This window comes from Janthinobacterium foliorum (assembly GCF_978021625.1).
Genome location: NZ_CDXDQE010000001.1, coordinates 330,978 through 350,896, shown reverse-complemented (window position 1 = coordinate 350,896; position 19,919 = coordinate 330,978). Strand labels below are relative to the sequence as shown.

At 63.3% G+C, this 19,919-nt stretch carries 17 protein-coding genes and 1 pseudogene; all 18 read left to right on the top strand.

From position 1 onward, the window contains the following. Positions 1-145 precede the first annotated feature (145 nt). The 18 genes and pseudogenes from ACZ92H_RS01590 (at position 146) to purF (ending at position 19,898) form a co-directional block, all read left to right on the top strand. Positions 146-997 carry a protein phosphatase CheZ gene (locus ACZ92H_RS01590; RefSeq protein ID WP_131370957.1) on the top strand — a complete coding sequence of 284 codons (852 nt, stop codon included), beginning with the start codon at positions 146-148 and terminating at the stop codon, positions 995-997. Beyond that, positions 997-2,850: a chemotaxis protein CheA gene (locus ACZ92H_RS01585; protein ID WP_465048248.1), complete on the top strand. Its 1,854-nt coding sequence runs from the start codon at positions 997-999 to the stop codon at positions 2,848-2,850. Before ACZ92H_RS01590 ends, ACZ92H_RS01585 begins: the two co-directional genes overlap by 1 nt. Next, positions 2,831-3,130 (top strand): hypothetical protein, encoded by a 300-nt coding sequence (locus ACZ92H_RS01580; RefSeq protein WP_465048249.1) that lies wholly within the window; start codon positions 2,831-2,833, stop codon positions 3,128-3,130. Before ACZ92H_RS01585 ends, ACZ92H_RS01580 begins: the two co-directional genes overlap by 20 nt. Next, the gene (gene leuC, locus ACZ92H_RS01575; RefSeq protein WP_131370948.1) at positions 3,127-4,530 is read left to right on the top strand and encodes a 3-isopropylmalate dehydratase large subunit; all 1,404 of its coding nucleotides are present in this window, start codon (positions 3,127-3,129) and stop codon (positions 4,528-4,530) included. Before ACZ92H_RS01580 ends, leuC begins: the two co-directional genes overlap by 4 nt. 160 nt (positions 4,531-4,690) lie before the next feature. Beyond that, a complete protein-coding gene (locus tag ACZ92H_RS01570) occupies positions 4,691-4,813 on the top strand; it encodes an entericidin A/B family lipoprotein (protein ID WP_010400408.1) in 123 nt (40 codons plus the stop codon). A 51-nt stretch (positions 4,814-4,864) separates the two neighbouring features. Further along, positions 4,865-5,512: a 3-isopropylmalate dehydratase small subunit gene (gene leuD, locus ACZ92H_RS01565; RefSeq protein WP_131370945.1), complete on the top strand. Its 648-nt coding sequence runs from the start codon at positions 4,865-4,867 to the stop codon at positions 5,510-5,512. A gap of 11 nt (positions 5,513-5,523) precedes the next feature. Beyond that, positions 5,524-6,594 (top strand): 3-isopropylmalate dehydrogenase, encoded by a 1,071-nt coding sequence (leuB, locus tag ACZ92H_RS01560; protein WP_465048250.1) that lies wholly within the window; start codon positions 5,524-5,526, stop codon positions 6,592-6,594. A gap of 45 nt (positions 6,595-6,639) precedes the next feature. After that, entirely contained in the window at positions 6,640-7,767 is a 1,128-nt protein-coding gene (gene asd, locus ACZ92H_RS01555; protein WP_465048251.1) for an aspartate-semialdehyde dehydrogenase, read from the top strand. 172 nt (positions 7,768-7,939) lie between these two features. After that, entirely contained in the window at positions 7,940-10,537 is a 2,598-nt protein-coding gene (locus ACZ92H_RS01550) for a motility hub landmark protein FimV (RefSeq protein WP_465048252.1), read from the top strand. 149 nt (positions 10,538-10,686) lie between these two features. Continuing rightward, positions 10,687-11,517 carry a tRNA pseudouridine(38-40) synthase TruA gene (truA, locus tag ACZ92H_RS01545; RefSeq protein WP_465048254.1) on the top strand — a complete coding sequence of 277 codons (831 nt, stop codon included), beginning with the start codon at positions 10,687-10,689 and terminating at the stop codon, positions 11,515-11,517. 30 nt (positions 11,518-11,547) lie between these two features. Further along, positions 11,548-12,237 (top strand): annotated as a pseudogene (locus ACZ92H_RS01540) (phosphoribosylanthranilate isomerase); the annotation flags it as partial. After that, positions 12,230-13,480, top strand: a complete 1,251-nt coding sequence (gene trpB, locus ACZ92H_RS01535; protein WP_131370929.1) for a tryptophan synthase subunit beta — start codon at positions 12,230-12,232, stop codon at positions 13,478-13,480. The pseudogene ACZ92H_RS01540 and the gene trpB, both read left to right, overlap by 8 nt. A 79-nt stretch (positions 13,481-13,559) precedes the next feature. Beyond that, a complete protein-coding gene (gene trpA / locus ACZ92H_RS01530; RefSeq protein WP_131370926.1) occupies positions 13,560-14,357 on the top strand; it encodes a tryptophan synthase subunit alpha in 798 nt (265 codons plus the stop codon). Positions 14,358-14,554: 197 nt separating this feature from the next. Beyond that, complete coding sequence (gene accD / locus ACZ92H_RS01525; protein WP_010400390.1) at positions 14,555-15,427, top strand: acetyl-CoA carboxylase, carboxyltransferase subunit beta; 873 nt, start codon at positions 14,555-14,557, stop codon at positions 15,425-15,427. Between the two features lie 101 nt (positions 15,428-15,528). Further along, the gene (folC, locus tag ACZ92H_RS01520; protein ID WP_465048255.1) at positions 15,529-16,827 is read left to right on the top strand and encodes a bifunctional tetrahydrofolate synthase/dihydrofolate synthase; all 1,299 of its coding nucleotides are present in this window, start codon (positions 15,529-15,531) and stop codon (positions 16,825-16,827) included. Positions 16,828-16,851: 24 nt separating this feature from the next. Continuing rightward, positions 16,852-17,826 (top strand): SPOR domain-containing protein, encoded by a 975-nt coding sequence (locus tag ACZ92H_RS01515; protein ID WP_465048256.1) that lies wholly within the window; start codon positions 16,852-16,854, stop codon positions 17,824-17,826. Positions 17,827-17,846: 20 nt separating this feature from the next. Then, positions 17,847-18,335 (top strand): CvpA family protein, encoded by a 489-nt coding sequence (locus ACZ92H_RS01510; protein WP_092795381.1) that lies wholly within the window; start codon positions 17,847-17,849, stop codon positions 18,333-18,335. A 39-nt stretch (positions 18,336-18,374) separates the two neighbouring features. Then, entirely contained in the window at positions 18,375-19,898 is a 1,524-nt protein-coding gene (purF, locus tag ACZ92H_RS01505; RefSeq protein ID WP_131370916.1) for an amidophosphoribosyltransferase, read from the top strand. Positions 19,899-19,919 lie beyond the last annotated feature (21 nt).

The following is a 19,919-nucleotide window of genomic DNA, read 5'->3' as shown; positions in this document are numbered from 1 at the left end:
GATTTACCAACAGGGCGGCGCCCTGCTACACTCGCACCATCGCAGCGGTATTGCCTCAAATCATCTTAATCGAGAAATTGCGGGTATCAGTCTGTAAAACGCACAGTTCAGGCGGAATTTTGACAAATTATGGAGAAGCAGGGATATGACCAACGCCGCTGATGATTTCGATGCATTATTCGATGAAGTATCCGCGCAAAGCGCGGCTGCTGCCAAGCCCGCGCCTGCCGCCGCGCCCGCTCCCGCCGTGATCGCGGAAGACGATTTCGACGCGCTGTTCGATGCCGTGTCGGCCAGCGCCGCCGTGCCGGCGCCAGCCGCCGAGCCAGCCGCCGTGGAAGCGGCGCCAGTGGCTGCCGCCGTGTCCGGCGAAGCGGCCGAGCCCGTCGACCAGTCCGACAAGCCGATGTTCGAGCGCCTGGGCGGCATCGTGCGCCTGCTGCACGATTCCTTGCGCGAGCTGGGCTACGACAAGGCGCTGACGGAAGCCTCGTCGCAGATCGTCGACGCCCAGGACCGCCTGGAATACGTCGCCACCCTGACGGAACAGGCCGCCAACAAGGTCTTGAACACGCTCGACGAAGGCATGCCGGCGCAGGATGTGCTGTCGAAGCAGGCCAAGGACATGGATGGCCGCTGGACGGCGCTGTTCGACGGCAAGCTGAGCCTGGAAGAATTCAAGGCCCTGGCCGGCGACTCGCGCCAGTTCGCGCAAGCTGTTGCCGAGGCAACGGAAGCGGAAAAAGCCCGCTTGCTGGAAATCATGATGGCCCAGGACTTCCAGGACATCACGGGACAACTGATCAAAAAAGTGGTCAACATCACCAAGACGGTGGAAAACGAGCTGGCCCAGCTGCTGCGCGACAACGCGCCGGCCGAAGTGCGCGAAAAGCTGGCGCAGAAGCAGGACGCGCCGCTGATGCAGGGCCCGTCCGTGCCATCGGTGGCGCTGGACCAGGACAATGTGGATGACCTTCTTGCGGATTTGGGATTCTAATGGACGATATGCTCAAGGATTTCGTCGTCGAGGCGATGGATCTTGCGGTTAATGTTGAAGAGCACTTATTGCGTCTCGAGCGCGATCCGGACAACAAGGAAACACTGAATGCCGTGTTTCGTTCTTTTCACACCATCAAGGGCGGCGCCGGCTTCATGGGCTTGCCCGCGCTGGTGGCCGCCTGCCATCTGACGGAAAACCTGTTCGATGCCTTGCGCACGGGCGCCGCGCCCGTGACCCCGATCGCCATCGAGGCGGCGCTGCAGGCGTCCGGCTTCGTGGCCGACCAGCTGACGGAACTGGCCAACGGATCCGCGCCGGAAAGCCTGCCGGCCATGCCGGAAGAGCTGGAACATATCCTGACGAACGCCATCGAAGGCAAGGGCATGGACGCGCCAGCGCCGGTCGCTGCCGCCGTGGTCGCCGAGGTGGCCGAGGTCGTGGTCGCCGCGCCGGCCGCGACCGCCAGCGCCGATGGCCTGGACTGGGAAGGCATGTATAACGCCGTCGTGCCGGCAGGCAATCAGCTGGCCGTCGTGGCCGCGCCAGCCGCATCCGCCGCCCCGGCCGCCGCGCCTGCGGCCGCTGCCGCCGCCAAGCCCGCCGCCAAGGCCTGGGATGGCGCGGAACGCCGCGAAGAGCGTCCCGACGTGCGCCATGCCGCACCCGTCAAGGAAGACAGCATCCGCGTCGACGCCGTCAAGCTCGACGCCTTGCTGGAAGTGGCCGGCGAATCCGTGCAGGCCGCCAACCAGGCCGCCGTGCTGCTCGAGCGCTTGCTGCAATTCAAATTCGAAGGCCAGGCCGCCACCTTGATGGCGACCCTGGCGGAAACCCTGGAACGCGCCTCGCGCTACTCGACGGAACTGCAGCGGGCCACCCTGGCCACGCGCATGCAGCCCGTTGGCCGTCTGTTCCAGAAATTCCCGCGCCTGGTGCGCGAGCTGGCGAAAGACCTGGGCAAGGATGTCGAACTGACCATCGAGGGCGCGGAGACGGAAGTCGACCGCGTGGTGGTCGACAGCCTGTACGATCCGCTCGTGCACATGCTGCGCAACTCGCTCGACCATGGCGTCGAATCGCCGGAGGCGCGCCTGGCCGCCGGCAAGCCCGCCAAGTCGTATATCTCGCTCAAAGCGTGGCAGGAAGCCAACAGCGTCATGATCGTGCTGCAAGACGATGGCAAGGGCATGGACCCGGTCTTCCTGCGCAGCAAGGCGCAGCAAAAGGGCTTGATCAGTGAAAACGCGCAACTGAGCAACGATGAATGCTTCCAGCTGGTGTTCCTGCCGGGCTTCTCGACCAAGGAAGTCGCTTCCAGCGTCTCCGGCCGCGGCGTGGGCATGGACGTGGTGAAGACGGCCGTGGAGAAAAACCGCGGCGCCATCCACATCGAGTCGGCGCTGGGCAAGGGCACGAAGTTCGCCATCCGCCTGCCGATCGAGCTGTCGATCGTGCCCACCATGCTCGTTTCCACCTCGGGCGCCGCGCTGGCGCTGCCGATGGCGGTGGTGCAGCGCGTCGTCGAATTGCCGGAAACCTTCATGGAAGTGGGCGGCGCGCCCGTGCTGAAAGACCAGGGCCGTCCATTGCCCGTGCGCTCGCTGGCCGGCGCCCTGGGCTACGAATCGTGCAGCGAGCGCGTCGGCATTGTTGTCGCTGCGCCACAGCCATACATTCTGGCCGTGGAAGCCGTCGATGGCACGGCCGACTTGGTGATCAAGCCGATGACGGCCATCACCGTGGAAGGCATTACCGGTACCGCCCGCTCCGCCGAAGGCGAGCTGGTGCTAGTCGTGGGCCTATCTTTCCTGATGGATGGTTGCAGGGGAAGTGTGCGCATGGCTGCCTAGAATCAACGGCACCCACACCAAGCCCGCTGCAGACCTCTGCATCGGGCTTTTTTTTCGGCTTTTTTCGATTTTTATTCGCCCCGCCGGCATTTTGGCGGATTTTCGTATCAGCAATTTTTTAACCATATCCGCAAAGTATGCCGAATTTTGTATCGCCCATCCCACGCTGGGGCGGCTTTTGGTTCTGCATTGCACAAAATATGGCATAATCATTGCCGATCCCTTCGATCAGTACGACAGATCACTTAAACAGGCTGTGGCAACGCTGCATAAATCATGATGAAGACGCTTTACGACAAACTTTGGGAATCCCACGTTGTTCGGGCCGAAGATGATGGCACGACAATTCTGTATATCGACCGGCACCTGCTGCACGAAGTCACCAGCCCGCAAGCCTTCGATGGCCTCAGCGTGGCAGGCCGCCAGCCGTGGCGCATTTCCGCCAACCTGGCCGTGGCCGACCATAATGTGCCCACCACCAGCCGCGTCGACGGCATCGCCGATCCCGTCTCGCGCCTGCAGGTGGAAACGCTGGACAAGAACGCCAAGCACTACGGCTTGACCTACTTCAACATGAACGACAAGCGCCAGGGCATCGTGCACGTGATCGGCCCCGAGCAGGGCGCCACCCTGCCCGGCATGACGGTCGTCTGCGGCGATTCGCACACGTCGACGCATGGCGCCTTCGGCGCGCTGGCGCACGGCATCGGCACCTCCGAAGTCGAGCACGTGCTGGCCACGCAAACCCTGCTGCAAAAGAAATCCAAATCCATGCTGGTGCAGGTCGACGGCGCCTTGCCGGCCGGCGTGACGGCGAAAGACATCGTGCTGGCCATCATCGGCAAGATCGGCACGGCCGGCGGCACCGGCTACTGTATCGAGTTCGGCGGTTCGGCCATCCGCGCGCTGTCGATGGAAGGCCGCATGACGGTGTGCAACATGGCCATCGAGGCGGGCGCGCGCGCCGGCATCATCGGCGTCGACGACACCACCATCAATTACGTCAAGGGCCGTCCGTTTTCGCCGGCCGGTCCGCACTGGGAGCGCGCCGTGGCCTACTGGCGCACCCTGCATTCGGACCCGGGCGCCCGCTTCGACCTGGTCGTCACGCTCAATGCGCAAGAGATCGAGCCGCAGGTGACGTGGGGCACGTCGCCCGAGATGGTGATCGGCATCGATGGCCGCGTGCCGGATCCGGACAATGAAAAGGACAGCGTCAAGCGCGACGCCATCGAGAAGGCCCTGGTCTACATGGCCCTGACGCCGAACACGCCGATTACCGACGTGCGCATCGACAAGGTCTTCATCGGTTCCTGCACCAATTCGCGCATCGAGGACTTGCGCGCGGCCGCCGCCGTGGTGCGCGGCAAGTACCGCGCCTCCAACGTGACCCTGGCGCTGGTCGTGCCCGGTTCCGGCCTGGTGAAGGACCAGGCGGAACGGGAAGGCCTGGACCGCATCTTCAAGGATGCCGGTTTCGAGTGGCGCGAGCCGGGCTGCTCCATGTGCCTGGCCATGAACGCCGACCGCCTGGAACCGGGTGAGCGCTGTGCCTCGACCTCGAACCGCAACTTCGAAGGCCGCCAAGGGCAGGGCGGGCGTACCCATCTGGTATCGCCCGCGATGGCGGCCGCGGCCGGCATCGCCGGCCACTTTGTCGACGTGCGGGGATTGCGATGAATTAAGGGAACTGCGTGGTAACGCAGCCAAATTCCGGGGTCAGACCCGACGGGGGAATTTTTTCCAGTGGAAAAAATTCCGATCAGTGAGGTCTGGCCCCAGCTTTCAGCTGCTGGTTTACACTAGCGCCATTCATTTCCCTGAAACAAACGAGACCATCATGAAAAAACTCTTCGCCCTCCTCATCGCCACCGTCATCCTGTCTGGCTGCAATACCGTCTCCGGCATCGGCCGCGATGTGCAGAAAGTCGGCCAGGTTGTCACTGGCGCCGGCGGAAAATAAACCGTGACGGGCCGGTGCAGCGCGCCGCCCGTCCTACCGAGTAGAAACAGCATGGATAAATTTACGATTTACGAAGGCCTGGTCGCCCCGCTGGACCGCGCCAACGTCGACACCGACGCGATTATCCCGAAGCAATTCCTGAAATCGATCCACCGCAGCGGCTTCGGCCCCAACCTGTTCGACGAGTGGCGTTATCTCGACCATGGCGAACCGGGCCAGGACAACAGCCGCCGTCCGCTGAACCCGGATTTCGTGCTCAACGAGCCGCGCTACCAGGGGGCTTCCATTTTGCTGACGCGCAAGAACTTCGGCTGCGGCTCCTCGCGCGAACACGCGCCGTGGGCGCTGGACCAGTACGGCTTCCGCGCCATCATCGCGCCATCGTTTGCCGACATCTTCTTCAATAACTGCTACAAGAACGGCTTGCTGCCCATCGTGCTGTCGGAAGGCCAGGTCGATCACCTGTTCAATGAAGTCAAGGCTTTCCCCGGCTTCAAGCTGGTGGTGGACCTGGAACAGCAGTGCGTGCGCACCAGCAATGGTTCCGTGTCCTACCCGTTCGAGATCGATGCCTTCCGCAAATATTGCCTGATGAATGGCCTGGACGATATCGGCCTGACCCTGCGCCACGCCGACGATATCCGCGCCTTCGAAGAGCGTCATTTGAACAATCAGCCTTGGTTGGCGAACGTTATTTAAAGATGAAATCCATGAAAATTGCAATCTTACCCGGCGACGGCATCGGTCCTGAAATCGTCGCGCAAGCCGTCAAGGTGTTGAACGTGCTGGGCGAATCGTTCGAGCTGGAAAGCGCGCCCGTGGGCGGCGCCGGCTATGCGGCCCATGGCCATCCCTTGCCGGAAGGCACGCTGGCCTTGGCAAAGGCGGCCGATGCCGTGCTGTTCGGCGCCGTCGGCGACTATCAGTACGACAATCTGGAGCGCCAGTTCCGTCCGGAGCAGGCGATTCTGGGCTTGCGCAAGAACCTGGGCCTGTTCGCCAACCTGCGTCCCGCCATTTTGTATCCGGAGCTGGCAGGCGCTTCGACCCTGAAGCCGGAAGTGGTGTCCGGCCTGGATATCCTGATCATCCGTGAATTGACGGGCGACATCTATTTCGGCCAGCCGCGCGGCGTGCGCGAGTGCCCGGACGGTCCGTTCAAGGGCCAGCGCGAAGGTTTCGACACCATGCGCTACGCGGAAGGCGAGATCCGCCGCATCGCCCACGTGGCCTTCCAGGCCGCGCAAAAGCGCGACAAGCGCCTGACCAGCGTGGACAAGGCCAACGTGCTGGAAACCTTCCAGTTCTGGAAAGACATCGTCATCGACGTGCACAAGGAATACCCGGACGTGGCGCTCGACCACATGTATGTCGACAACGCGGCCATGCAGCTGGTGCGGGCGCCGAAGAAATTCGACGTCATGGTCACCGGTAATATGTTCGGCGACATCCTGTCGGATGCGGCCGCCATGCTGACAGGCTCGATCGGCATGCTGCCGTCCGCTTCGCTGGACGCCAACAACAAGGGCCTGTATGAGCCATCGCACGGTTCGGCGCCCGATATCGCGGGCAAGGGCATCGCCAATCCGCTGGCGACAATTTTGTCGGCCGCCATGATGCTGCGCTATTCCCTGAACCGCGCAGAGCAGGCGGACCGGATCGAAGCGGCCGTGAAACAGGTGCTGGCGCAGGGCCTGCGCACGGCCGACATCCATGAAGCGGGCACGACTTTGGTCGGTACCGAGGCCATGGGCGATGCCGTAGTACGTGCATTAGGATAAAATATTTCAATGACGGCAGTCGCCGTCTCATCTTGAGGAATGGTAATGAAATTAGTTGGCTTGGTAGGTTGGCGCGGTATGGTCGGTTCGGTCCTGATGCAGCGCATGCAGGAAGAGGGCGATTTCGCCCACATCGAACCGGTGTTTTTCACGACGTCGAACACGGGCGGCGCGGCGCCGGCCATGGCGAAGAATGAAACCATCCTCAAGGATGCCAACAACATCGCCGAACTGTCCAAGTGCGACATCATCATTTCCTGCCAGGGCGGCGACTACACGAGCGCGGTGTTCCCGCAGCTGCGCGCAGCCGGCTGGAACGGCTACTGGATCGATGCGGCTTCGACCTTGCGCATGGAAAAAGACGCCGTCATCGTGCTCGATCCCGTCAACCTGCACGTCATCAAGGATGCGCTGGGCAAGGGCGTCAAGAACTACATCGGCGGCAACTGCACCGTGTCGTGCATGATGATGGGCCTGGGCGGCCTGTTCCAGCACGACCTGATCGACTGGATGACGTCGATGACCTACCAGGCGGCATCGGGCGGCGGCGCGCAGCACATGCGCGAACTGCTGACGCAGTTTGGCACCATCAACGCTTCCGTCAAGGCGCTGCTGGACAACCCGGCCTCCGCCATCCTGGAAATCGACCGCCAGGTGCTGGCCACCCAGCACGGCTATTCCCCGGACGAGATCAAGCAGTTCGGCGCGCCGCTGGCCGGCAACCTGATTCCGTGGATCGACAAGGACCTGGGCAACGGCCAGTCGAAGGAAGAGTGGAAGGCAGGCGCGGAAACGAACAAGATCCTGGGCCGCGGCATCGATTTCGGCACCAAGGAAATTCCCGTCGACGGCCTGTGCGTGCGCATCGGCGCCATGCGCTGCCATTCGCAGGCGCTGACCATCAAGCTGAAGAAAGACGTGCCGCTCGATGAAATCAACGACATCATCGCCAGCAACAACGAATGGGTGAAATTCGTGCCGAACACGCGCGAAGCGTCCGTGCGCGACCTGTCGCCGGCCGCCGTCACGGGCAGCCTGACGATTCCCGTCGGCCGCGTGCGCAAGATGAGCATGGGCGGCGAATACCTGTCCGCCTTCACCGTGGGCGACCAGCTGCTGTGGGGCGCGGCCGAGCCGCTGCGCCGCATGCTGCGCATCCTGCTGGACGCGTAATGGCAATAAATTGCTGATCAGTAACAAGCCGGGGTGGTTTTCCCGGCTTTTTTTTCGTCCTGAGCCCGTCAAGGCTCAACCATGCGGAGCTTGCATAGCTCTGGGCATGATGATATGTTGATACCTCTGGAAAAGTAACAGTTTTCCCACGTCAACTAAGATGCCGCCAATTATGCCTGTACACACTCGTCCCCGGGTCGCCTCCCTTGCCATCAAAACGCTCAGCAGCGCTGTCGCCTGCGCGGTGTTATTGTCACCGGCGGCATCCGCGGCCGAGCTGGGCAAGATCACGGTGCTGTCCGCCGCCGGCCAGCCGCTGCGCGCCGAGGTCGAATTGTCGGCCATCAAGCCGGACGAAGCGGCCAGCCTGCTGGCCAAGCTGGCGCCGCCAGACGCCTATCGCCAGGCCAACGTGGAATTCAATCCCGCGCTGAACGCCCTGACGTTTGCCGTGGAAAACCGCAATGGCAAGCCGTTCATCCGCATCAGCTCGGCGCAGCCCGTGGCCGAGCCGATGGTCGACCTGCTATTGGAACTGAGCAGCAAGAGCGGGCGCCAGGTGCGCGAATATGCCTTCGTGCTGGACACGCCCGAAGCGCGGCAGACGCGCGGCGCGCAAGTGACGGCGCCGGCAGAACCGGGCCGGGCCGGGCGCAGCGTGGAAGCGACACCGGCACAGGAGTCGCGCAAGAAGCCGGCCGGCGAATACAAGGTCAAGGCGGGCGATACCCTGAGCCGCATCGCCAGCGAGCTCAAACCATCGGGCGTGTCGCTCGACATGATGCTCGTGGCCCTGTACCGCGCCAATCCCGACGCCTTCAAGGGCGACAACATGAACCGCATGCAGGCGGGACGCATCCTGGCCGTGCCGGGCGCGGACGCCGTGCGCGCCACCGACGCGGCCGAGGCCAAGGGCGTGGTGACGGCGCATGCCATCGATTTCGACGCCTACCGCAACAAGCTGGCGGGCCAGGTCGCCCAGAGCAAGCCGGCCAAGGCGGCACAGGCAACGCAAAGCACGGCCGGCAAGATCGGCGCCACGAAGGTCGAGGAAAAGCCGACGGCCGTGAGTGCGGCGCAAGACAAGCTGAAACTGTCGAAAGCGGAGCCGGCAGCCAAGTCCGCCGGCAAGAGCGCCGTGGCCAGCGAGGAAGACAAGATCGCCAAGGCCAAGCAGGTCGATGAAGCGGCCGCGCGCGTCAAGGAGCTGGAAAAGAACGTCAGCGACCTGGAAAAGCTGATGGCCGTGAAAAGCAAGGCCATGGCCGACAAGAGCGCGCCCGCGCCGGCCAAGCCGGCCGAGACCGCTGCCAGCGCTGCGGCCAGTGCCCCTGCCAGTGCCCCTGCCAGTGCCGTGGCCAGCGCGCCCGCCGAAGCGCAGCCGCCCGTGCCGAAGGCCAAGCCCGTGCCGCTGGTGAAGAAGCCGTCGCCGCTGGAACCGACCATTACCGACAAGATCAACGATCACCTGGGTGCCATCGGCATCGGCATCGCCGCGCTGCTGGCCGCCGTGGCCGCGCTGGTGGTCGCGCGCCGCCGCAAGGATGCGCCGCCTCCGCCCGAAGCCGTGGCCCCCGTCTTCGAGCCTGAAGCGCCCGTCGCGCCGCCGGCCGGCCCGGCGCCGGAAGACCAGCAGTCCGAAGCGAGCAATCATTTGTTCGGCGCGGCCGCTGCCGCCGCCGGCATCGGCGCCGTGGCGGGTGCCAGCGTGCTTGAAGGCAATGAGACGGACCCCGTGGCCGAAGCGGACGTGTATATCGCCTACGGCCGCGATGGCCAGGCGGAAGATATTCTCAAGGAAGCCCTGCGCCTGCACCCGGAGCGCCATGCTGCCCGCCTGAAATTGCTGGAAATCTATTCGGCCCGCAATGACGTGCGCGCCTTCGAAGACCAGGCCAGCGAGCTGTACAGCATGACGCGGGGCCAGGGGGATGAGTGGCAGCAGGCCGCCGCGCTGGGCCTGGCACTCGACCCCGCCAATCCGCTGTATGGCGACACGGAAGACGACGCCGTCGTCAGCCTGAGCAAGGGCGCCGGCGACGACTTGCGCGGCCAGAGCATGGATCTGCCCGAGGAATCGCACGCCCCTGCGCCGCTGGCCGACCTGGCGTCAGCAGAGGCGGTCGCAGCGCCCGAAGCGCCAGCCGTGCCCGTCCGCGATAGCCGCGAGCCGCTCGACTTCGACCTCGACAGCCTCGACTTCGAACCGGTTTCCACCAGCGACCCCATCGTCATGCCTGGCCCCGACGTCAAGCCGGAGCCCGCGGTGCCGCCAGCGCACGACGCGCACTACGACGCCAGCATGGATTTCGGCCTCGACCTGGAGCCGCCTGCCGGTCCCGTGAATGGCGTGGGCCCGGGCCTGACGCCGCTGCCCGACCCATTGAAGGATGTCGACCTGGCGCATTTCGACCTCGATGAACCGGTGGCGCCAGCCGCCGCGCCGGTGGCGGCCGCAGCGCCTTCCGTCGACAGCCTGTTCGACGATGCGCAAGCGCCGGCCACGCCGCCCGAACACACTCCGCCTGCGCAGGAATTCGACTTGTCCGGCATCGACCTGGACCTGAATGACGGCAAGACGGCCAGTGCCGGCGTGGAAGACCCGCTGTCGGCCATCCACATGGAAATGGATACCAAGCTGGACCTGGCGATCGCCTACCAGGAAATCGGCGACAAGGAAGGCGCGCGCGAGCTGATCGATGAGGTCATCAAGGGCGGCAGCGAAGAGCAGGTCAAGAAGGCCAATACCATGCGCGCACTGCTGAGCTAATCCAGGCGTCGATACGCCTTCCATGGCGGCGTTGCAAGGTCTCGCCGTACATTCGTACTGCCTTCCAGCGCGCGCCTGGCCATCAACGCCGTCTCAGGCGCTTGCGTTGTCGGGAGGCGGGGCTGCCTGCACGCCGGTATAATGCTCCGATGCAAAATATTACGACAGCAACGCCATTGAAGCGTATCGCCCTGGGTCTGCAGTACGACGGCACGGCCTGGCATGGGTACCAGAAGCAGGAAGATGGGCAGACGGTGCAGGACCAGCTGGAAAACGCGCTGGAGCAGTTTGCCCGCGTGCGCCTGGCCACCACCTGCGCCGGCCGCACGGATACGGGCGTGCATGCGCTCGAACAAGTCGTGCACTTCGACACGGAGCTGAACCGCGACGTGCACTCCTGGGTGCGCGGCGTCAACGCCTTCCTGCCCAAGTCCATCGCCGTGCGCTGGGCCAAGGAATTGCCCGGCGACCCGACGGTCAACGATTTCTTCCATGCCCGCTTCAGCGCCCGCGCGCGCACTTATCATTATGTGTTGTACAACAATGCCACGCGTTCGCCGCTGGTGGAAGGGCGCGCCGGCTTCTTTTTCCGTCCGCTGGACGTGGAACTGATGCGCCAGGCCGTGCAGCCGCTGCTGGGCTGGCACGACTTCACGGCTTTTCGCGCCGCGCAATGCCAGGCCAAGTCGCCCGTCAAGCTCATGCATGACATCCAGATCGAGCGGCGCGGCGATTGCATCATTTTTACGATTACGGCCAATGCCTTCCTGCACCACATGGTGCGCAACCTGGTCGGCTCGCTCGTGTATATCGGCACCGGCCGCGAAAAGCCGGACTGGCTCGGGCATCTGCTGGAAAGCCGTGACCGCCACGCGGCCGCGCCCACCTTCATGCCGGACGGCCTGTACCTGGCGAAGATCGATTACGATCCGAAATGGGGCTTGCCGCAAGACAGCAGCAGCGCGCTGCCCTGGTTCTGACGTTGCGCATCACGCAATAACTTCAAGGAATACAGCATGCCACGCACACGCATCAAGATCTGCGGCCTGACCCGCGTTGAAGACATTCAATCTGTCGTGGCGGCGGGCGCCGACGCCATCGGCTTCGTGTTTTATCCGAAAAGCCCCCGCTACGTGACGCCAGAACAGGCGGCCAGCCTGATCGCCGCCATCCCGCCCTACGTGACGGCGGTGGGCCTGTTCGTCAATGCCACGGTGGAAGAGGTGCGGGCCGCCAGGGCCGTGGCGCCCTTGTCCCTGCTGCAATTTCATGGCGACGAGACGCCCGAACACAGCGCCGCGCTCGCTGGCGCCGTGAATACGCCGTTTACGCAGGTGTTCAGGGTGAAACCTGACACCCGCTTTGAAGATTTGCTAGAATACGAACAGCGCTATCGCGCCGCCAGTCCCTTGTTTGCCAGCCTCTTGCTGGATACCTATGTGGATGCCTATGGCGGTGCAGGAAAGGTATTCGATTGGTCCCTCATTCCAGAAGAACTCGCGCCTCGGGTCGTTTTAAGTGGTGGCTTGAGCGTACAAAACGCGACTGACGCAGCGGTGCGCGTGCGCCCTTACGCCGTCGACATCAGCAGTGGTGTCGAAGCGTCCAAGGGCATCAAGGACGCATCCCTGGTTCGCGCCTTCATCGCCGCGGTCCAGGATGCCGATGCCATCATTGCCAGAGGAAAACACCATGAATGACCATACCACCGCGCCCGGCGCAGCCGCCGCATTGTTCCACGCCACCGATTATCCGTTTCCCGACCTGCGCGGCCACTTCGGCCCCTACGGCGGCTCCTTCGTTGCCGAAACGCTCACGCACGCGCTGGCCGAGCTGAAAGAGGCTTACGCGCGCTACAGCGCCGACCCGGAATTCCTCGAAGAATTCCGCTATGAACTGAAGCATTTCGTCGGCCGTCCGTCGCCCATCTACCACGCCAAGCGCTGGTCCGCGATGGCGGGCGGCGCGCAGATCTATTTCAAGCGCGAAGACCTCAACCACACGGGCGCGCACAAGATCAACAACGTGATTGGCCAGGCCCTGCTGGCCAAGCGCATGGGCAAGCCGCGCATCATCGCCGAGACGGGCGCCGGCCAGCACGGCGTGGCCACGGCCACCATCTGCGCCCGCTTCGGCCTCGAATGCGTGGTCTACATGGGCAGCGAGGACGTCAAGCGCCAGGCGCAGAACGTGTACCGCATGAAACTGCTGGGCGCCACCGTCGTGCCCGTCGAATCCGGTTCCAAGACCTTGAAGGATGCGCTGAACGAAGCCATGCGCGACTGGGTCACGAATATCGAAAACACCTTTTACATCATCGGCACCGTGGCCGGCCCCCATCCGTATCCGATGATGGTGCGCGACTTCCAGTCCGTGATCGGCGAGGAATGCCTGGTGCAGATGCCGGAAATGACGGGCCGCCAGCCCGACTACGTGCTGGCCTGCATCGGCGGCGGCTCGAATGCCATGGGCATCTTTTACCCGTATATCGACCAGAAGGACGTGAAACTGATCGGCGTGGAGGCGGCCGGCGAAGGGCTGGACACGGGCAAGCACTCGGCTTCGCTGACGGCCGGCTTCCCGGGCGTGCTGCACGGCAACCGTACCTATCTGCTGCAGGATGAAAATGGCCAGATCATCGAGACGCATTCCGTCTCGGCCGGCCTCGACTATCCGGGCGTGGGTCCGGAACATGCGTGGCTGAAGGATTCGGGCCGCGCGCAATACGTGTCCATCACGGATGACGAGGCGCTGCAGGCCTTCCACGACTGCTGCCATATCGAAGGCATCATCCCGGCCCTGGAATCGTCGCATGCGCTGGCCTACGCGGCCAAGCTGGCGGCCACCTTGCCGAAAGATCAAATTGTACTGGCCAACCTGTCGGGCCGTGGCGACAAGGACATGCATACCGTGGCGGAGCGCATGGGATTGAATTTCAGTTAAGCAGCTGACAAACCCAAGTAGGTCGGGTTAGCGCGAGCGCGTAACCCGACATTTCTCACCGATAACACGAAAGCATCCCATGTCCCGTATCGCCACCACCTTTGCCAATTTAAAATCACAGAACAAGACCGGCCTGGTCACTTTTATTACCGCCGGCGACCCCGGCCCTGACGCCACCGTGCCGCTGATGCATGCGCTCGTCGAGGGCGGCGCCGACGTGCTGGAACTGGGCGTGCCGTTTTCCGATCCCATGGCCGAAGGCCCCGTCATCCAGCGCGCCTGCGAACGTGCCCTGACATTCAACGTGGGCATCCACGACGTCTTTGGCTACGTGCGCCAGTTCCGCGAAACCAACCAGAGCACCCCGGTGGTGCTGATGGGCTATGCGAACCCGATCGAGCGCATCGGCAGCGCCGCGTTCATTGCAGCGGCACAGGCGGCCGGCGCCGATGGCGCCATCGTCGTCGACTATCCGCCGGAAGAGTGCGAGGAATTCGCCGCCGCCATGCGCGAGGCCGGCCTGGACCTGATTTTCCTGCTGGCGCCCACCTCGACCGAAGAGCGCATCGCGCAAGTGGCCAAGGTCGGTGGCGGCTTCAGCTATTACGTGTCGTTGAAAGGCGTCACGGGCGCCGGTAACATTGATACGCAACAGGTGGCCGAGCGCCTCGCGGCCATCCGTCAGCATGTAAAATTACCCATCGGCGTGGGTTTCGGCATCCGCGATGGGGCCACGGCCAAGGCCGTGGCCAAGGTGGCCGATGCCGTCGTCATCGGCAGCCGCATCATCCAGGAAATTGAAAATGCGCCGGAAGGCGGCGCCGTCGACGCCGTGCGCAGCTTTACGGCCGGTATACGCGCCGCACTGGACGCCTGAGCAAGCTTGTCGTTTACGCAAGATGCGTTGGCGGCAAAGTTCGACAGCCCGGCGATAAACGGCTACACTTCGGCCACTGATTTGCCTGTTATTGTGCAATAGATAAAATTTTTGGTGGCGTCCTGCGGGGCGCCGCCGTTTACCGTCTGCCGGGGGCGTCCACCGACGCCACCCCTACAAGGGCCCAAGGAGAAAATATGAGTTGGTTGGAAAAACTGCTGCCACCGCGCATACAGCGTTCGGACGCCGCCGCGCGCAAGACCATGCCGGAAGGCCTGTGGGTCAAGTGCCCATCGTGCGAAGCCGTGCTGTACCGTACGGACCTGGAATCGAACCTGCACGTCTGCCCGAAATGCGACCACCACATGCGCATCCGCGCGCGTGAACGCCTCGACAGCCTGCTCGACGCGGGCGGCCGCTATGAAATCGGCCAGGAAATCCTGCCCGTCGATACCCTGAAATTCAAGGACAGCAAGAAGTATCCTGACCGCCTGAAGTCCGCCATGGAAGCGACGGGCGAGACGGATGCCATGGTCGTCATGGGCGGCGCCATCATGAGCCTGCCGGTGGTCGTGGCGTGCTTCGAATTCGAATTCATGGGCGGCTCCATGGGCTCCGTGGTCGGCGAGCGCTTCGTGCGCGGCGCGCAGATCGCGCTGGAACAGAAAGTGCCGTTCATTTGCATCACCGCCACCGGTGGCGCGCGCATGCAGGAAGGCTTGCTGTCGCTGATGCAGATGGCGAAAACCACTGCCATGCTGACCAAGCTGTCGGAAAAGAAATTGCCATTCATCAGCGTGCTGACCGATCCGACCATGGGTGGCGTGTCCGCCTCGTTCGCCTTCATGGGCGACGTCGTCATCGCCGAACCGAAAGCGCTGATCGGCTTTGCCGGCCCCCGCGTGATTGAAAACACCGTGCGCGAAAAATTGCCGGAAGGCTTCCAGCGCGCCGAGTTCCTCGTCACCAAGGGCGCCGTCGACATGATCGTCGACCGCCGCAAGATGCGCGAAGAAATCGCCCGCCTGCTGGCCTTGCTGCAGAACCAGGCTGTCGAAGTCCTGGCTTAATGCCAAAGTAACAGGCCGGGCGGTGTCCTGCGGACCCGCCCGGTTGCCACGCCACACCGTCCCCGCGCCTTGCGCACCGTATCCTCATCAAGAAGTCTCCCATGCAAAACCTCCCCACCACCTTGCCGGACTGGCTCGCCATGCTGGAAACCCGGCATTCGGAAACCCAGATCAACATGGGCCTGGACCGCGTGCAAGCCGTCAAGGCGCGCATGCAGCTGGCTTTTACTTGCCCCGTGATCATGGTGGCGGGCACGAATGGCAAAGGGTCCACCTGTGCCATGCTGGAATCCGTGTTGTTGCGTGCTGGCTACAAAGTGGGCCTGTACATCAAGCCGCACTTTCTCGATTTCAATGAGCGCGCGCGCGTGCTGGGCGAGATGGCCAGCGACGCGCAGCTTGTCGCCAGCTTCAATGCCGTCGAAGCCGTGCGCGGCGACACGCCGCTGACGTATTTCGAATTCACCACCCTGGCCATCCTGCAGCTGTTGTCGCAGGCCAACCTCGATGTCGCCATCCTGGAAGTGGGCCTGGGCGGGCGCCTGGACGCCGTCAACGTGATCGACGCCGACGTGGCCATCGTCACCAGCGTCGACATCGACCACACGGATTACCTGGGCGACACGCGCGAAGCGATCGGCTTTGAAAAGGCCGGCATCTTCCGTCCGGGCAAGGCGGCCATCTGCAGCGACCCCGTGCCGCCGCAGTCGCTGATCGACCACGCCGAGGCCATCGGCGCCGACCTGTGGCTGATGGGCCGCGATTTCAATTACTCGGGCGACAAGCAGCAGTGGAACTACGGCGGGCGCGAGCAGCGCCGCAATTCGCTGGCCTACCCGAGCCTGCGGGGCGCCAACCAGATCCTCAACGCGACGGCCGTGCTGGCCGCGCTGGAAGTGCTGAAGCTGAAACTGCCCGTGGGCGCGCAGGAAGTGCGCACGGGCCTGGTGACGGTGGAGCTGCCGGGCCGCTTCCAGGTCTTGCCTGGCCGCCCCAGTGTGATCCTCGACGTGGCGCACAATCCTCATGCGGCCTCGGCGCTGAACCAGAACCTGGGCAATATGGGTTTCCATCCCTACACCTACGCCGTCTTCGGTTCCATGCAGGACAAGGATATCGATGGCGTACTGGCCGCCATGTCCGAACACGTCGACCACTGGTGTCTGACGGGCCTGCCTTCGCCGCGCGCGGCCACGGCTTCAGAACTGGCCGCCAAGGTGCAGATCATGCTGGAAGACAAGCCTGACAGCAGCGAGCATACCGTGGCTATTTTCGATGATCCGGCACAAGCTTTTGCAAATGCAATGAGCCGGGCCGGTGAGAATGATAGAATTGTGGTCTTTGGTTCTTTCCTCACCGTCGCTGGCGTGATGAAGGCCCGAAAATCCTCACTTCACTGAAACGCACTCGACTGAAAATCACGCATGGGCTTGTTCTCGAAACTGTTTAAAAACAAGCAAGAATCCTCTGGCGAAGACAGCGGCTTTTATGTCCCTGGCGAAGCACAGTCGCCGACACGCAAACGCGCCGCCAACACGGCCGGTGGCGGCGGCGCTCGCCGTGGCGGCAAGGAAGCACCGGACCCGGTCTTGCCTGAAAAAAAACGCGCGCGCCGCCGCCTGGTCGGCGCCGTTGCCCTGGCACTGGGCGTGGCCGTCGGCTTGCCGATGCTGCTCGATTCCGAACCGAAGGCGCCCGTCAACGACATCGCCATCGACATCCCGTCGAAAGAAAAGGTCGCCGCCGCGCCCGCGCCTGCACCCGTGCAGGCCGTGCCGGCCCAGGCCGCATCGAATGGCCTGGACCAGTCCGAGGAAATCGTCGACGCGCCGCTGCCGCCAGCGGCCAGGCCTGCGCCCGCCCCGGCACCCGTGCTGGCCGCTGCCCAGCCGGCGCCGGTCAAGCCGGCCTATGTGGAACCGAAAGCGGAGCCAAAGCCCGAACCGAAGCCGGTCAAGGTGGAGCCGAAGCACGAAGCAAAAGCGGAGCCAAAGCATGAGGCCAAGCCGGAAGCCAAACCCGAGCCCAAGCATGAAGTAAAACCGGAAAGCAAGCCTGAACCGAAACCCGCCAAACCGGCGCAGTCTGCCGACGATGCGGCGCGCGCGCTGGCGATTCTGGAAGGCAAGCCAGTGGAGAAGCCACAAGACAAGGCCCACGATGCCGGCAGCGGCAAGTTCGTGGTGCAGGTGGCGGCACTGGCGACGCAGGACAAGGTTGACGAATTGCAGGAAAAACTGCGCGACGCAGGCATCAGGTCGTACACGCAGAAGGTGTCGAGCCCAGCCGGCGAGCGCATCCGCGTACGGGTCGGTCCGTTCGGCAGCCGCGAAGACGCGGAAAAGACGCGCGCCAAGCTGCAAAAGCTGGGCCTGGGCGGTTCGCTGGTGCCGGCGTGACGATGCAAGGCTGAGCGCGCGTGACGATCTTCGATTACCTGGTGCTGTTCGTGCTGGTGACGTCCGTGCTGATCAGCATGATGCGCGGCCTGGTCAAGGAAATACTGTCATTGGTCAGCTGGATCGTGGCCTTCGTCATTGCCAATGCGTATGGCGCCACCCTGGCGAAATTCCTGCCGGAAGCCGTGCCGGGCGAAGCCGTGCGCCTGTTGCTGGCCTTCGTGGTGCTGTTCATCGGCGTGCGTATCTTGATGGGATTGCTGTCCATGACGGTCGATGCGCTCGTCAAGGTGACGGGCCTGAGCCTGGCGGACCGCACGCTGGGCAGCCTGTTTGGCGTGGCGCGGGGCCTTGTGATCGTGCTGACCGCCGTCATCTTGTGTGGCATGACGTCCATCCCGCAGCAGCCCTTCTGGAAAAACGCGCTGCTCAGCCCGCTCGCGGAACAGGGCGCGCGCGCCATCAAGCCTTATCTGCCTGCCGCTTACGCGCAGCATGTGAAATTTTGAATTTTTTTTAAAATCAGTAGCACAGTTTAGGAGCACACCATGTGTGGCATCGTCGGCGTCGTTTCCCATCAACCTGTCAATCAATTGCTCTATGATGCATTGTTGCTCTTGCAACATCGCGGTCAGGATGCGGCAGGGATTGCGACCAATCACAGCAGTATGTTTTCCATGCACAAGGCCAATGGCCTCGTGCGTGACGTCTTCCGTACGCGTAACATGCGTTCGCTGCAAGGCACCACCGGCATCGGCCACTGTCGTTATCCGACGGCCGGCTCGTCGAGCGAAGAGGAAGCACAGCCGTTTTATGTGAATGCGCCGTTCGGCATCACCCTGGCGCACAATGGCAACCTGACCAACTGGGAACAGTTGAAGCAGGAAATGTTCAAGAACGACCGCCGCCACATCAATACCGATTCCGACTCGGAAGTGCTGCTCAACGTGCTGGCGCATGAAATCCAGGAGGCGACGACGGGCCTGAATCTGGACCCGGAAGCCATCTTCAAGGCCGTTACCGTGCTGAACCGCCGCGTCAAGGGCGGCTACGCCGCCGTGGCGCAAATCGCCGGCGTCGGCTTGCTGGCCTTCCGCGACCCGCACGGCATCCGTCCGCTGTGCCTGGGCATCAATGAAACGGAGCAGGGTCCCGAATACCTGATCGCCTCCGAATCCGTGGCCCTGGAAGGCATGGGCTTCCGCTTCGTGCGCGACATCGGCCCCGGCGAAGCCGTCTTCATCGACGCCGACAAGCAATTGCACAGCGCCCAGTGCGCCGACAATGCCAGTTTGAATCCCTGCGTCTTCGAATTCGTCTACCTGGCCCGTCCCGATTCCGTCATCGACGGCGCTTCCGTGTACGCCACGCGCCTGAAAATGGGCGAATACCTGGCTGAAAAAATCCGCACCGAACTGCCGGGCGTGCATATCGACGTGGTCATGCCGATTCCCGATTCCTCGCGTCCGGCCGCCATCCAGCTGGCCATGGCGCTGAACATCGAATACCGCGAAGGCTTCATCAAGAACCGCTACATCGGCCGTACCTTCATCATGCCGGGCCAGGCGGCGCGCAAGAAATCCGTGCGCCAGAAGCTCAACGCCATCCCGTCCGAATTCAAGGATAAAGTGGTGCTGCTGGTCGACGACTCCATCGTGCGCGGCACCACCAGCCGCGAGATCGTGCAGATGGCGCGCGAAGCGGGTGCGACGAAAGTCATCTTCGCCTCGGCCGCGCCGCCGGTGATCTATCCGAACGTGTACGGCATCGACATGCCGACGCGCGACGAACTGATCGCCTACGGCCGCACCACGGAAGAAGTGTGCCGCGAAATCACGGCCGACTACCTGGTGTACCAGGATATTGAAGCGCTGAAGCAAGCCATTGCCGACGTCAACCCGGCCCTGACCAGCTTCGAGGCATCGTGCTTCGACGGTGTGTATGTGACGGGCGACGTGTCGCAGGAATACCTGGACCGCCTGGAATATGCGCGCCACCATCCGAAGGCGGCAGCGCCCGAAGATACGCCGCGTTCTCAGTTGAACTTGAACCTGGCAACGACAGAAGCATAAGTAAGCTGCCCGGCCGATGCC